This window comes from Cupriavidus sp. JZ107, assembly GCF_053903255.1.
In genome coordinates this window covers 260,579-273,358 of the sequence record NZ_CP096480.1, presented here as the reverse complement: position 1 = coordinate 273,358, position 12,780 = coordinate 260,579, and the positions used below count along the sequence as shown (strand labels likewise).

At 67.6% G+C, this 12,780-nt stretch carries 14 protein-coding genes; 10 read left to right on the top strand and 4 right to left on the bottom strand.

Annotated elements, in window-relative coordinates; all coding sequences use genetic code 11:
- Nucleotides 1-120: 120 nt before the first annotated feature.
- Entirely contained in the window at nt 121-615 is a 495-nt protein-coding gene (locus M1D55_RS01200; protein WP_456280859.1) for a hypothetical protein, read from the top strand.
- A gap of 129 nt (nt 616-744) precedes the next feature.
- Here M1D55_RS01200 and M1D55_RS01195 read toward each other — a convergent pair whose 3' ends face one another.
- The gene (locus tag M1D55_RS01195; RefSeq protein ID WP_083492734.1) at nt 745-1,944 is read right to left on the bottom strand and encodes an esterase-like activity of phytase family protein; all 1,200 of its coding nucleotides are present in this window, start codon (nt 1,942-1,944) and stop codon (nt 745-747) included.
- A gap of 252 nt (nt 1,945-2,196) precedes the next feature.
- Here M1D55_RS01195 and fliL point away from each other — a divergent pair, with 252 nt between their 5' ends.
- From fliL to M1D55_RS01155, 8 genes are all read left to right on the top strand, one after another.
- The gene (fliL, locus tag M1D55_RS01190) at nt 2,197-2,676 is read left to right on the top strand and encodes a flagellar basal body-associated protein FliL (protein ID WP_023265181.1); all 480 of its coding nucleotides are present in this window, start codon (nt 2,197-2,199) and stop codon (nt 2,674-2,676) included.
- A gap of 141 nt (nt 2,677-2,817) precedes the next feature.
- Nucleotides 2,818-3,825, top strand: a complete 1,008-nt coding sequence (gene fliM, locus M1D55_RS01185) for a flagellar motor switch protein FliM (RefSeq protein WP_149316423.1) — start codon at nt 2,818-2,820, stop codon at nt 3,823-3,825.
- Nucleotides 3,818-4,255, top strand: coding sequence for a flagellar motor switch protein FliN (gene fliN / locus M1D55_RS01180; RefSeq protein ID WP_006576009.1), 438 nt, complete (start codon nt 3,818-3,820; stop codon nt 4,253-4,255). The genes fliM and fliN overlap by 8 nt, the downstream gene beginning before the upstream one ends.
- Entirely contained in the window at nt 4,252-4,788 is a 537-nt protein-coding gene (gene fliO / locus M1D55_RS01175) for a flagellar biosynthetic protein FliO (RefSeq protein ID WP_456280858.1), read from the top strand. The genes fliN and fliO overlap by 4 nt, the downstream gene beginning before the upstream one ends.
- The gene (fliP, locus tag M1D55_RS01170; protein ID WP_456280857.1) at nt 4,785-5,573 is read left to right on the top strand and encodes a flagellar type III secretion system pore protein FliP; all 789 of its coding nucleotides are present in this window, start codon (nt 4,785-4,787) and stop codon (nt 5,571-5,573) included. The genes fliO and fliP overlap by 4 nt, the downstream gene beginning before the upstream one ends.
- Nucleotides 5,574-5,643: 70 nt before the next feature.
- Complete coding sequence (gene fliQ / locus M1D55_RS01165; RefSeq protein WP_023264555.1) at nt 5,644-5,913, top strand: flagellar biosynthesis protein FliQ; 270 nt, start codon at nt 5,644-5,646, stop codon at nt 5,911-5,913.
- A 66-nt stretch (nt 5,914-5,979) separates the two neighbouring features.
- Entirely contained in the window at nt 5,980-6,765 is a 786-nt protein-coding gene (fliR, locus tag M1D55_RS01160) for a flagellar biosynthetic protein FliR (RefSeq protein WP_006580046.1), read from the top strand.
- Nucleotides 6,766-7,058: 293 nt separating this feature from the next.
- Entirely contained in the window at nt 7,059-8,450 is a 1,392-nt protein-coding gene (locus M1D55_RS01155; protein WP_232205590.1) for an MFS transporter, read from the top strand.
- 121 nt (nt 8,451-8,571) lie between these two features.
- Here M1D55_RS01155 and M1D55_RS01150 read toward each other — a convergent pair whose 3' ends face one another.
- The 3 genes from M1D55_RS01150 to M1D55_RS01140 all read right to left on the bottom strand — a co-directional run bounded on the left by M1D55_RS01150 (nt 8,572) and on the right by M1D55_RS01140 (nt 11,410).
- Nucleotides 8,572-9,558, bottom strand: coding sequence for a Bug family tripartite tricarboxylate transporter substrate binding protein (locus tag M1D55_RS01150; protein WP_456280856.1), 987 nt, complete (start codon nt 9,556-9,558; stop codon nt 8,572-8,574).
- 80 nt (nt 9,559-9,638) lie between these two features.
- The gene (locus M1D55_RS01145; protein ID WP_023264110.1) at nt 9,639-10,454 is read right to left on the bottom strand and encodes an SDR family oxidoreductase; all 816 of its coding nucleotides are present in this window, start codon (nt 10,452-10,454) and stop codon (nt 9,639-9,641) included.
- 77 nt (nt 10,455-10,531) lie between these two features.
- Nucleotides 10,532-11,410 (bottom strand): IclR family transcriptional regulator, encoded by an 879-nt coding sequence (locus M1D55_RS01140; protein WP_232205464.1) that lies wholly within the window; start codon nt 11,408-11,410, stop codon nt 10,532-10,534.
- A 489-nt stretch (nt 11,411-11,899) separates the two neighbouring features.
- Between M1D55_RS01140 and M1D55_RS01135 the strand changes: the two genes are divergently transcribed.
- On the top strand, nt 11,900-12,763 hold the full coding sequence (locus M1D55_RS01135; RefSeq protein ID WP_006579083.1) for a branched-chain amino acid ABC transporter permease: 864 nt from the start codon (nt 11,900-11,902) through the stop codon (nt 12,761-12,763).
- Nucleotides 12,764-12,780: the final 17 nt, after the last annotated feature.

Sequence of the window (12,780 nt, the reverse complement as noted above, 5' to 3'; positions counted from 1 at the left end):
CGGTGCGCCGCCGTTACCGGGTGTAACCGCCGTAAGTCGTTGGCAACAAAGGGAAACGGCGCGCCCCGGCGGCCTCGCCGCGCGGTACAACGGAGGCTGCCGAATCATGGGGAGAACGGTGTGAATGCAGGAATTTTTGCCCTGCGCCGAGGGCTGGCCGTGATGGCGATCTGCGGCGTAACGATGGTGGTCGGCCAGGTCCAGGCGCAGCCGGTCGAATCCGGTCCGATGACGGTGGCCGGCACGCTGGTGGTCAACGGACCTGTAACGGTGCAGGGGCCGGTCGAGGTCGACGGCCGCGTGCGGGTACGCGGGCCGGTGACCGGGCAGTGGTTCGAGACGGACGACGGTCCGTCGATGCGCGGGGCGCCCCAGCGTACCTTCAACGGTCCGCTGACCGTGCATGGGCCGTTGCGCGTGCAGGGTGACCTGATCGTCAATGGGCCACTGGAAGCCGCCGGGCCGATCCGTGCCGCTCGGATCCGTGCCGACGGGCCGGAGCGGCAGCGGCAATACGGCGAGGACCGCCGCGGTTATCCGCCGCCGTACCAGCAGGGCTATCCGGACCAGCCCTACGACGGGCGGGGCTATGACGGGTACGGCTACGGGCGCTGAAAACGCCTGAGCACCCATCACGTCGTTCCCGCGGAGGCGGGAATCCAGCATCTTTGAGAGCCGCTGGGTCCCCGCCTTCGCGGGGACGACGAAGTGAATCAGTACGCGCCGAAGCGCCCGGGCGCCGCCCTACTCCGGCAACACCTCGAACGCCAGCACCTGGGTGATCTGCGTCGCGTTGAAGTTGTTGTCGGACACCAGCACCAGGCTGTCGCGGCCGTTGGGCAGCTTCGGGCCCCAGGCCATGCCCTCGATGTTGTCGACCGTCTTCAGTCCCAGCGTGTTCAGGTTCTGCACCAACCGTTTCTGCACCGGCACATAGCTGGCGCCTGCCAGCCGGTCCAGGCCGCGCACGTCGGTCGCGCCGCGGATATCGATCTGGTACAGCCGTACATAGGTGGTGAAGTTGCCGTCGGCGCCCTGCACGCCGGCGCGCTCGAGCGTCAGCAGCCGGTTGTCGTCGATCGCCAGGATCTCGGTCACGCCGTTGTCGGCGCTGCGTCCGGGGGCCGGGGCCGCCGGAATGGCGTCGAGCGGATAGACATACTGCGCCAGCACATTGCCGTTGCGGTCGTAGCGCAGCAGCCGGGACACCGAGCCGGACGACGGCGTCGGCAGGGCACCGTCCTGGTACAGCGGGCCTTCCATGCTGACCCACAGCGACTTGCCGTCGGCGGACAGCGACAGGCCTTCGAACGTCGCGTTATTGCGCGAGCCGGTTTCCTGCGTGGGCGACATCCGGAACGCCGCCGGCAGCGGCAGGGTGCCGGTCAGCAGACCGTCGAGGTTGGCCCGGGCCACGAATGGGTCGAGGCCGAGCGCGCGGTCTCCCTCGCTGGTCCACCACAGGCTGCGGGTCGACGGATCGAAGCGGATCGCCTCGGGATCGGGCACGACGCCGCCGGCGGTGCGATTGGGAAAGGCGCTGCCATCGGCCTGGCGCAGCGTGACGACGCCGGCGATTTGCACCGGCTGCAGGCGGGCCAGGTCATAGCTGAGCCGCGCGGTATAGAAGCGCGCCGCCTGCTTGTCCGAGCGGTCGTCCGAGACCAGATACCAGAGCTGGGACGCGGGATCGTAGTCGATGCCCGACAGGCCGCCGACCGTGGTGCCGCCGACCTGCAGGTCGTTGGCAAGCGTCTGCTCGCCGATCAGGCGGACCGATCCGACCGAGCGCCGCGGGCTGTCGTCATTGTCGTCGTCGCCTCCGCAGGCGGCGAGCAGCGCGGTCGACATCACCAGCGCGGCCAGGCCCAACAGGCGGAATCCGGTACGGGCAGCGGGCACGGCGGAGGAACGGAAGGCGGAAGGGACAGCGGAACGACGCATGCGCAGGCTCTCCAGGGAAGGAAATCCCGCGAGTCTGGCGCCTCGCAATGACCCGCCGATGACAAGCCGGCCGCCGCCCGCTCAAGTTCCGCCGCCCGCCAACGTTAACCCGTGAGATGACCGTCCGCTGCCGCCGACGGTCGCTCCCGCTCGACTCAAACGGCCAAGCTGAGCGGGTTTCCCCCTTTTTTTCGGCCCATTGCCCGCCACCGATTCACCCAGAATGGCGGGGCATTCCGATACAGGCATCTCATGGCGAAAACGCTCACGACTCCCCAGGCACCCAGCTCCAGCAAGCGCGGGGTGCTGATTCTCGCCGGTGTCGCGGTCGCGGCCGTGCTGGGCGCGGGAAGTTTCTTCCTCGGCAGCCTGCTGAACAACCGCGCACCCGCCGCGCCGGCCGCCCCCGTGGTTCCGGCGCCGATCTTCGTCGCGCTCGACGCCTTCACCGTCAATCTGAAGGGCGAGGACGGCGACCGCTTCCTGCACACCGGCCTGTCGGTCAAGGTGGCCGACACGCAGACGCAGGCTCGCATTGCCGAATACCTGCCGGAGGCGCGCAGCCGCATTCTGCTGCTGCTGTCGGCCAAGCAGCCGCCGGAGCTGTCGACCGTCGAGGGCAAGCAGAAGCTAGCCGAAGAAATCAAGCAGGCGCTGGCAAAGCCGTTCGCACCGGCGCTGCCGAGCCAACAGATCGTGGATGTCCTGTTCACTTCCTTCGTGGTGCAGTAAGCCCGTGCCCTGCCCCGCTTGCCAACCCGATATGAAGCCGACCACCCGACTCTCGCCCGCCGATGCGCACCTCGCGCGCGCCCAGGCCGGCGTGCGCGCGGCGCTTCTCTAATCCAGTCGTTCATTGGGGCAGGACACTAAATGGCTTACGACAAGTTCCTCTCGCAGGATGAAGTAGACGAGCTGCTCAAGGGCGTATCCGGCGAAGCCGAAACGCCCGAGGCCGCCGCGCCGGTCTCCGAAGATGGCGTGCGGCCCTACAACCTGGCGACCCAGGAGCGCATCGTCCGCGGCCGGCTGCATACGCTGGAGATCATCAACGAGCGTTTTGCGCGCCAGCTGCGCACCGCGCTGTTCAACTTCATCCGCCGCGGCGCGGATATCTCGGTCGGTTCGATCCGCATCGAGAAGTACGGCGAGTTCGTCCGCAACCTGCCGGTGCCGACCAACCTGAACCTGGTCCACATGAAGCCGCTGCGGGGCACCGCGCTGTTCGTGTTCGACCCGAATCTGGTGTTCCTGGTCGTCGACAACCTGTTCGGCGGCGACGGACGCTTCCATACCCGCGTCGAAGGCCGCGACTTCACGCAGACCGAGCAACGCATCATCCGCCGCATGCTGGATCTGGCGCTGGCCAGCTATGGCCACGCCTGGCAGGCGGTCCATCCGATCGAGTTCGAATACGTCCGCTCGGAGATGCACACCAAATTCGCCAACATCGCGATCCCCAACGAGGTCGTGGTGACCACCGCCTTCCATATCGAACTGGGCGCGGTCGGCGGGCAGATGCACGTCTGCTTCCCGTACTCGATGATCGAGCCGGTGCGCGATCTGCTGATGAATCCGCTGCAGGATGAAGTCGAGGTCGACAAGCGCTGGCTGCAGCAGCTGTCGCAACAGCTGCGCGCCGCCGAGGTGGAACTGGTGGCCGAATTCGCGCATCTGCGCAGCACCGTGGCAGAAGTGCTGGCGCTGCGCGCCGGCGACGTGCTGCCGATCGAGCTGCCCGAGAACGTGATCGGCAAGGTCGACGGCGTGCCGGTCATGCAGTGCAGCTACGGCACGATGAACGGCCAGTACGCGCTGCGAGTGCAGCGCATGTTCAATCATCAAGACAGCGATTCCAACAAGGAAACCGACCATGACTGACGGCAAAGAGGACAAGCCGGCCGATCCGATGGACGACTGGGCGAGCGCCCTGGCCGAGCAAACCAGCGCGACCGCTGCGCCTGAGCCCGCCGCCACGGTGGCGACGGCCACGCCCGCGGCCGCGACGGTCTTCCAGCCGCTGGAGCGCGAAGCGTCGAGCGGCTTCCACAACGATATCGAGATGATTCTCGATATCCCGGTGCAATTGACGGTCGAACTGGGCCGCACCAAGGTACCGATCAAGAGCCTGCTGCAACTGGCGCAAGGTTCGGTGGTCGAGCTCGACGGCCTGGCCGGCGAGCCGATGGACGTGCTGGTCAACGGCTATCTGATCGCGCAGGGCGAGGTGGTGGTGGTCAACGACAAGTTCGGCATCCGCCTGACCGACATCATCACGCCGTCCGAACGCATCCGGAAGCTGAACAAATGAAACCCGCTCGGGGCCGCGCCTTGCGGCCCGCGCCGGGCACGCGCTCGTATGCGGCCCGCTCGATCTGCGCCGCCGCGGCCGGACTGCCGGGTCTCGCGCACGCGGCCGATGCCGTGACCGGCGCGACCGGCGCCGGCGCGCTGGCCCAGGCCGGTCTCGGCCTGTTCGCGATCATCGCGCTGATCCTTGGCCTTGCCTGGCTGGCGCGCCGCGCCGGCCTGGTGCGGCATGTACAAGGCGGCGTGATGAAAGTCGTCGGGAGCACCAGCCTGGGCGCACGCCAGCGCCTGTTGCTGGTCGAGGTCGGCGATACCTGGCTGGTGCTCGGGGTCAGCGCCGGCGAAATCCGCACGCTGCATACGCTGCCGGCCGGCTCCGCCGCGCCCGGCGAGGCAATCGCCGGCATGGGTGGCATGAGCAGCAAGGGCTCGACGCCCATGTCGCCCCAGGCCCCGTTCGGCGACAAGGCCACCTTCGCGCAGAAGCTGCTGCGCTCGATGCAACAGAACCTGCAACAGACCCTGAAGTCATGAACACCATGTACGCCGCCAGCCGGCGTCTGTCCGGAGCGCCGCTGTCGCTGGCGCTCGGCCTGCTGCTGGCCGCCGCCCTCGCATTCGGCACCGATTCCGCGGCCGCGCAGGCCCTGCCGGGCATCGTCAGCCGCCCTGGGCCGGGCGGCAGCCAGACCTGGTCCCTGTCGGTCCAGACGCTGGTCCTGCTGACCTCGCTGTCCTTCCTGCCGGCCGCGCTGCTGATGATGACGGGCTTCACCCGCGTGGTGATCGTGCTCGGCCTGCTGCGCACCGCGCTCGGCACGGCCACCTCGCCGCCGAACCAGGTGCTGATCGGCCTGTCGCTGTTCCTGACGTTCTTCGTGATGTCGCCGGTGCTCGACCGCGTCTACACCGAGGCCTACAAGCCGTTGTCGGAAAACCGCATCAGCCTGGAGCAGGCGGCCGAGCGCGCCGCCGCGCCGATGAAGGCATTCATGCTGAAGCAGACCCGCGAGAAGGACCTGGCGCTGTTCGCGCAAATGGCCAAGACGCCGGAGATGCAGGGCCCCGAGGACGTGCCGCTGCGCGTGCTGGTGCCGGCCTTCGTCACCAGCGAGCTGAAGACCGCGTTCCAGATCGGCTTCACGATCTTCATTCCGTTCCTGATCATCGACCTGGTGGTGGCCAGCGTGCTGATGGCGATGGGCATGATGATGGTGCCGCCCGCGACGATCTCGCTGCCATTCAAGCTGATGCTGTTCGTGCTGGTCGATGGCTGGCAGCTGCTGCTGGGCTCGCTGGCGCAGAGCTTCCTGACCTGATGTTCCCCTGATGTTCCCCTGATGTTCCCCTGATGTTCCTCGCCGACCCTGCAAGCGCATCGGAGACCAAATGACGCCGGAAACCGTAATGACCATCGCCACCCAGGCGATGAAGATGACGCTGCTGCTGGCTGGTCCGCTGCTGCTGGTCGCGCTGGTCGCCGGCCTGGCGATCAGCCTGTTCCAGGCCGCCACGCAGATCAACGAGATGACGCTGTCGTTCATTCCGAAGCTGCTGGCGCTGTTCATCACGCTGGTGCTGGTGGGCCCGTGGATGATCAACACCTTCGTCGACTACATGCGCGAGGTGTTCGAGGGCATTCCTGGGCTGGTGCGCTGAGGCGCCTGCCCAGTGCATTCGCTGCATTCGCATGACGACGACTAGGACGACGGCGGAGACGACGCGATGGTTTCGGTGACGACGGCCCAGCTCTACGAATGGATCGCCGCCTTCCTGTGGCCGCTGTTCCGGCTGCTGGCGTTGATTGCCACCGCGCCGCTGTTCGGCGAGGGCACCATTCCGCGGCAGGCCAAGATTGGCCTGGCCGCACTGATCGCGATCGCGGTCTCGCCGACCATCGAGAACCTGCCGGTGGTGCCGGTCTATTCCTTCGACGGCTTCCTGCTGATCCTCAACGAGATCGGCGTCGGCATCGCGCTCGGCTTCACGATGCGGCTGGTGTTCGCCGCGGTCGAATACGCCGGCGAAATCATCGGGCTGCAGATGGGCCTGTCGTTCGCCTCGTTCTTCGATCCAAGCGCCGGCGGCCAGACCATGGTGCTCGGGCGCTTTCTCGGCATCGTCGCCATGCTGCTGTTCCTGGCGATGGACGGCCACCTGCTGATGCTGGCCACGCTGGTCGACAGCTTCTCGGCGCTGCCGATCGGCGGCACGCCGCTGTCGGCCGATGGCTGGGCGGCCGTCGCGCGTGCGGGCGGCACGGTATTCTCGTCGGGCCTGCTGCTGGCGCTGCCGCTGGTGGCCGCGCTGCTGACGCTGAACCTGCTGCTGGGCATCCTGAACCGTGCCTCGCCGCAGCTGTCGATCTTCGCGGTCGGCTTCCCGGTCACGCTGGCCGGCGGCCTGCTGTTGCTGATGCTGGTGATGCCGCAGATGAACGTCTACATGTCGCATCTGATCGAGACGGGGCTGTCGTCGCTCGAGAGCGTGCTCGGCCAGCTGGCGCGCTGATCGGGGACACCGCCACGGCGCCGGTTGCGGCGCCGGTTGCGGCGCCGGGGGCGTCGACTTGCGCCGCCATGTCTGCATTGTCTTGCCCCAAACGCTGCATGCGCGCGTGATGCCAGCGCGCGCGATATACCACAACGCGGCGATTTGCGGGCGCGCGGCGCTGCGCCGATAATGTCGCCGCCCGGCGCCGGCCAGCATCGGGCCGGGCCGTCGGTCCGCTCGCCGCGGCGTCCTCGATGCGCGATCGCACCGGCCGGCCAGCCGCCACCCTCGCCTTCCCCGCCGTACCGTCGATGCATTCAGAGCAAGGTCTTCCCTATCCGCAACGCCAGTGGGCGATCCTGACCGTATTCTGCGGGCTGATCATGGCCGTGCTCGACGGCTCGATCGCCAATATCGCGCTGCCCTCGATTTCCCGCCAGCTCGGCACCGATCCCGGCCACACCATCTGGGTCGTCAACGCCTATCAGCTGACCGTCACCGTCTGCCTGCTGCCGTTGTCCTCGCTTGGCGACATCCTCGGCTACAAGCGTGTCTACCGGATCGGCCTGGCCACCTTCCTGGCCGGCTCGCTGCTGTGCGCGCTGTCGGTCAATCTGCCGATGCTGGTGGCCGCGCGCGTGCTGCAGGGCATCGGCGGCGCGGGCATCATGAGCGTCAACACGGCGCTGGTGCGCTACATCTATCCGCCCACCAAGCTCGGCCGCGGCATCGGCCTCAATGCGCTGGTCGTCGGCATCACGACCGGCATCGCGCCATCGGTGGGCGCGCTGATCCTGTCGTTCGCCAGTTGGCAATGGCTGTTCGCGATCAACGTGCCGGTGGCGATCATCGCGCTGAGCCTGAGCCGCTGGGCGCTGCCCGTCACGCCGCCGCAACCGCGCGCGTTCGACTATCCGAGCGCGCTGCTGTCGGCGGTGGTGATCGGCCTGTTCGTGCTCGGCGTCGATGGCCTCGGCCATGACAGCCTGCGCCAGACCGCGGTCGGCGGGCTGATCGCGGCGCTGCTGCTCGGCTGGTGGCTGGCGCGGATGGAACGCGGCAAGGCGGCGCCGCTGGTGCCGGTGGACCTGTTCGCGAGCCGCGCCTTCTCGCTGGCGGTCGGCACGTCGTTCTGCTCGTTCATGACGCAGATGCTGGCCTTCGTCGCGCTGCCCTTCTATCTCGAATACCAGCTCGGGCGTTCGCTGCAGGAGACCGGGCTGCTGATCACGCCGTGGCCGCTGATGGTGGCCGTGATGGCACCGCTGTCTGGCCGGCTGTCGGATCGTTTCCCCGCCAGCGTGCTCGCCGGCCTGGGGCTCGCGCTGCTGTGCACCGGACTGGTCCTGCTGGCGATGCTCGATCGCGGCAGCAGCAGCATCGACGTGCTGTGGCGCATGGCGATGTGCGGGCTGGGCTTCGGGCTGTTCCAGTCGCCGAACAACCGCGCGATGATCGGCGCCACGCCACCGCATCGCAGCGGCGGCGCCAGCGGCGCGCAGGCGACCACGCGGCTGCTGGGGCAGACCACGGGCACGGCGGTGGTGGCCCTGCTGTTTGCGCTGGTGGGAACGTCGGCATCGCGCACGGCGCTGGGCGTGGCAGCCTGCGTCGCGGCGGTCGGTGCGGCAGTCAGCCTGGCGCGGCTGCGCGGTGAGCCGGATCGGCTGGCGGAACGGGCTACGACGCCGCTGGAGGAGTAGCGGAGGCACTCACCTCACCCTGCATACTCCCTCTCCCGCGTGCTGGAGAGGGGAGAAAAAACACCGCGATGAGATTGGTTCGAGCGGTCTGATGCTCCTTCTCGCGCCCGTGCCCCGTTCCTTACTGCGGCGTCGTCCCCGAATCCTTGACCACCTTCGCCCACTTCGCGATCTCGGCCTTCTGGAACGAGGCCAGCGCTTCAGGCGTGCCGAGGACCGGGTCCAGGCCCAGCGTCTTCAGCTTGGCCTGCACGTCGGGCAACGTGAAGATCCGGTTCAGCTCGGTGTTGAGCTTGGCCACGACATCCTTCGGCGTGGTGGCCGGCACGAAGATCGCGAACCACGAGTCGGCCTGGAAGCCGTTCAGACCCTGCTCGGCCAGCGTCGGAATATCCGGCGCCGAGGCCGAGCGCTTCAGGCTGGTCACGCCCAGCGCGCGCAGCTTGCCCTCCTTGATCACCGGCAGCGCCGACGGCAGGTTGTCGAACATCATCGTGATATGGCCGCCCAGCAGGTCGGGAATCGCCATCGCCCGGCCCTTGTACGGCACATGCGTGATCTTGACCCCGGCCACCGTATTGAACAGCTCGCCGGCCACGTGCGGCGAGGTGCCGATGCCCGGCGTGCCGAACGTCAGCGCGCCCGGCTTCGTCTTGGCCAGCGCGATCAGTTCCGCGGTGGTCTTGGCCGGCACGCCCGGATGGACCACCAGCACATTGGGCGTCGTCGCCAGCAGGATCACCGGCGCGAAGTCCTTGACCATGTCGTACGGCAGCTTGCTGTAGACCGCCCCGTTGATCGAGTGGGTGCCGACCGTGCCGAGCGCGAGCGTGTAGCCGTCGCCCGGCGCGCGCGCCACCGCTTCGGCGCCAATATTGCCGCCCGCGCCGGGCTTGTTGTCGACCACCACCGGCTGGCCCCACGACGGCGAAATCTTCTCGGAGACGATGCGGGCCAGCGTGTCGGGCGCCCCACCGGTCGGGAAGCCCACCACGATACGGATCGGCCGGGCCGGGAAGGTTTCGGCCTGCGCCGCCGGCGCGGCGAACGCGGTGGCAAGCACCGGGGCGAGCGCGGACAGCGCGCCGGTGAATCGGGTAATCCGCATGGTCTTTTTCTCCTGTGTGTTGGACGCTTGTTCGGTCTCTATCGGTCAATCAGCATCGATTATCGGCGCGTACGGGAAGATCATGGCTTGCCGATGGCGCCGAATTCGCTGAACACCTTCTCCTGCAGCCGCCGCATGCCCTTGAGCCAGCGATCGTAGTCCTGGCCCTTGCGGCGGTAGTACTCGAGCACTTCGGGATGCGGCAGGATCAGGAAGCGTTCGTCGCGGATCCCTTCCAGCGTCACGGCTGCGACATGTTCGGCGGTGACCGAGCCTTCCTGCAGAAAGCCCTTGCGCTCGCCGTTCTCGCCGAACAGCATCTTCGTCTGCACGCCCTGAGGGCAGATGCAGCTGACCTTGATGCCGCGGTCGCCGTAGGTGATTTCCAGCCATTCCGCAAAGCCGATCGCCGCGTGCTTGGTCACCGCATACGGCGCCGAGCCGATCTGCGACAGCAGGCCCGCCGCCGACACCGTATTGACGAAATAGCCGTCGCCGCGCTCGAGCATCTGCGGAAGCACCGCATTGGCGGCGTGGATGTGGGCCATCACGTTGATCTCCCAGATGCGCTGCCATTCGTCGGCGGTGGCATCGAGGCCCTTGCGCAGGATGATGCCGGCGTTCGAGCAGAACACGTCGACCTGGCCGAAGCGGCGCGTGGCCTCATCGGCCAGCGCCTGCACCGCGGCCGCGTCGGCGACGTCGGTGCGGCAGCCGAAGGTCTGGCACGACGGCGCGAGTTCAGCCGCCTCCGCGGCGACCTGCTGCGCGCCGCGCTCGTCCAGATCGGCAACCGCGATGCCGCGCGCGCCGGCCTTGGCAAACGCCAGTACCAACGCACGGCCGATGCCGGTGGCGCCGCCCGTGACGACGACGGTCTTGTTGCTGATCTCCATGCCTGTCTCCTTGTCTTGATGATTGTGGTGGTCGAGATGTCGTGGGTATTGGTGATGGTCCCGATGGCCAGGTCCGCTCAACCGTGGACGCGCCACAGCCGTCCCTGCAGCGCCTCGGCAAGCTGGCGCACGCGCGGCCCGAGATTGGCTTCGAGAATCTCTGGCGTCAGCCGCGAGGCCGCGCCGCCGATATTGATCGACAGCACCTCGGTGCCGCCCTCCAGCACGACCGGCGCGGCAGCGCCGCTGACGGTGCGGTCCCATTCGGCATGCGCGACACAGAAGCCGCGCCGCCCGTAGTCGCGCAATGCGCGTTCGAGCTTGCTGCGGACCGTCGGCCAGCGGGTCTGATAGTGGCGCTCCAGATCGGCGATCACGCTCGCGCGCCGCGCCGCTGGCAAACCCGCGAGCCACGCGCGGCCGATCGCCGAGGTCGCGATCGGCAGCCGGGAACCCGGCGTCAGCCGCATCACCAGCGCGCCGCGCGGTTGGCACACTTCGAGATAGACCATCTCATGGCGATCGGGCGTGGCCAGGGCAACGGTGCAGCCGGTGGCGAAGGCGAGCGATTGCATCAACGGCTGTGCAACTTCGCGAATGCCCGAGGTCGCCAGGTAGCGATGGCCCAGCACCATCGCGCCCTGCCCCAGCCGGTATTTCTCCAGCGACTCGACGTAGACCAGATAGCCGAGCCGCGTCAGCGTATAGGTCAGCCGCGATACCGTCGGCCGCGGAATGCCGGTGCGCCGCGACAGCTCGGCATTGCCGAGGTAGTCGTCGTGCGGGCCGAACGCGCGCAGCAGATCGAGGCCGCGCGCGAGCGCCGTGACGAAGCTGCGATCCTCTACCTCCGCGGGATTTCCCGGACCCAGGTCGTCGACATCGCGCAATGCCCTTGCCGGCACCGGCGAGGGCGGCTCGGCGCTAACGGGAATCACGGTGGCGGTACGCTTCATGATCGGTCCAGGCGGAGAGTCAGGCGGCGGCGACTGCGGCATCGGCGCAGCGGAGATAACTGCGGCGGCGGCGAAAAAAACAGGGAAAACCCGTGCGAAATTCGATCCGGCGGCGGCAGTAAAAACCGCGGCGGCACCGGGCCGGAAAGCCCTATTTCGCTGTGCGAAAGACTATTCCGTATTCCTTGACTGTGCCTCAAGCCCTATGCAACAGTCAACGAAAACGAACGATCGTGCGGAGACGCCGCGACAGACAAGCGGCGGCCAATTACGACACGAATAACCGGTATGAAAGCTGGGCATTTTGCGGCCCGGATCGACCGTTTCAGGAGACCGCCATGCAACCCTTTTCGACGCGCGCCACGCCGCGCAGTTGACCCCCACATTGGTTGAACGACAGTCCGCGTTCCTCGCGGTGCTGTCCTGCCACGCGCGCCGGTCACCGGAGCGCGTCCCCGTTTGCGATTTCGATCTGCATGAGGTGAGTCGGTGTCAATGTTCTTCCAACAGTTTCTGAACGGGCTGACGCTCGGCGGGGTCTACAGCCTCGTCGCGCTGGGCCTGACGCTGGTCTACGGCATCCTGCACGTACCCAACTTCGCCCACGGCGCCTTCTACATGGCGGGCGCCTACGTCTCGTACTACATGATGACGTCGCTGGGCGTGAACTACTGGCTGGCGATGGTCGCCGCGGCGCTGGCCGTGGCCGTGCTGTCGATGCTGGCCGAGCGGCTGGTCTTCCATCCGCTGCGCAACGCGCCGGAGCTGCACGACATGATCGCGGCGATCGGCATCCTGCTGTTTCTCGAAGCCGGCGCGCAGGCGCTGTGGGGCGCCGACTTCCATCGGATGCCGACGCCGTACGGCCAGCTGGTCGAAGTGTTCGGCCTGACCGCGCCGCTGCAGCGGCTCTTGATCATCGCCGCCGCCTTCACGCTGATGGTGGTGCTGCATCTGTTCCTCACCCGCACGGTGACCGGCTCGACCATCGTCGCGATGGCGCAGAACCGCGAGGGCGCGGCGCTGGTCGGCATCGACGCGACACGCGTCACGCTGCTGGTATTCGCGATCTCCGGCGCGCTGGCCGCGATCGCGGCGACGCTGTATGCGCCGATCAACCTGGTCTATCCGGCGATGGGGCACCTGGTCATCACCAAGGCCTTCGTCATCATCATCCTCGGCGGCATGGGCAGCATCCCCGGCGCGATCCTGGGCGGCCTGATCATCGGCATGGCCGAGAGCTTCGGCGGCTTCTACGTGTCGACCGACTACAAGGACATCATCGCCTTCGTGCTGCTGGTGATCATCCTGTCGATCCGGCCGCAGGGCCTGTTCGCCGGCAAGGCCGCCTGACGGTCCCGCCCCATCCA

Coding starts and splice junctions, on each gene's coding strand:
- M1D55_RS01195 (WP_083492734.1), bottom strand. CDS start 1,944: ATGCGTCGTTCCGCTGTCCCTTCCGCCTTCCGTTCCTCCGCCGTGCCC.
- fliL (WP_023265181.1), top strand. CDS start 2,197: ATGGCGAAAACGCTCACGACTCCCCAGGCACCCAGCTCCAGCAAGCGC.
- fliM (WP_149316423.1), top strand. CDS start 2,818: ATGGCTTACGACAAGTTCCTCTCGCAGGATGAAGTAGACGAGCTGCTC.
- fliN (WP_006576009.1), top strand. CDS start 3,818: ATGACTGACGGCAAAGAGGACAAGCCGGCCGATCCGATGGACGACTGG.
- fliO (WP_456280858.1), top strand. CDS start 4,252: ATGAAACCCGCTCGGGGCCGCGCCTTGCGGCCCGCGCCGGGCACGCGC.
- fliP (WP_456280857.1), top strand. CDS start 4,785: ATGAACACCATGTACGCCGCCAGCCGGCGTCTGTCCGGAGCGCCGCTG.
- fliQ (WP_023264555.1), top strand. CDS start 5,644: ATGACGCCGGAAACCGTAATGACCATCGCCACCCAGGCGATGAAGATG.
- fliR (WP_006580046.1), top strand. CDS start 5,980: ATGGTTTCGGTGACGACGGCCCAGCTCTACGAATGGATCGCCGCCTTC.
- M1D55_RS01155 (WP_232205590.1), top strand. CDS start 7,059: ATGCATTCAGAGCAAGGTCTTCCCTATCCGCAACGCCAGTGGGCGATC.
- M1D55_RS01150 (WP_456280856.1), bottom strand. CDS start 9,558: ATGCGGATTACCCGATTCACCGGCGCGCTGTCCGCGCTCGCCCCGGTG.
- M1D55_RS01145 (WP_023264110.1), bottom strand. CDS start 10,454: ATGGAGATCAGCAACAAGACCGTCGTCGTCACGGGCGGCGCCACCGGC.
- M1D55_RS01140 (WP_232205464.1), bottom strand. CDS start 11,410: ATGAAGCGTACCGCCACCGTGATTCCCGTTAGCGCCGAGCCGCCCTCG.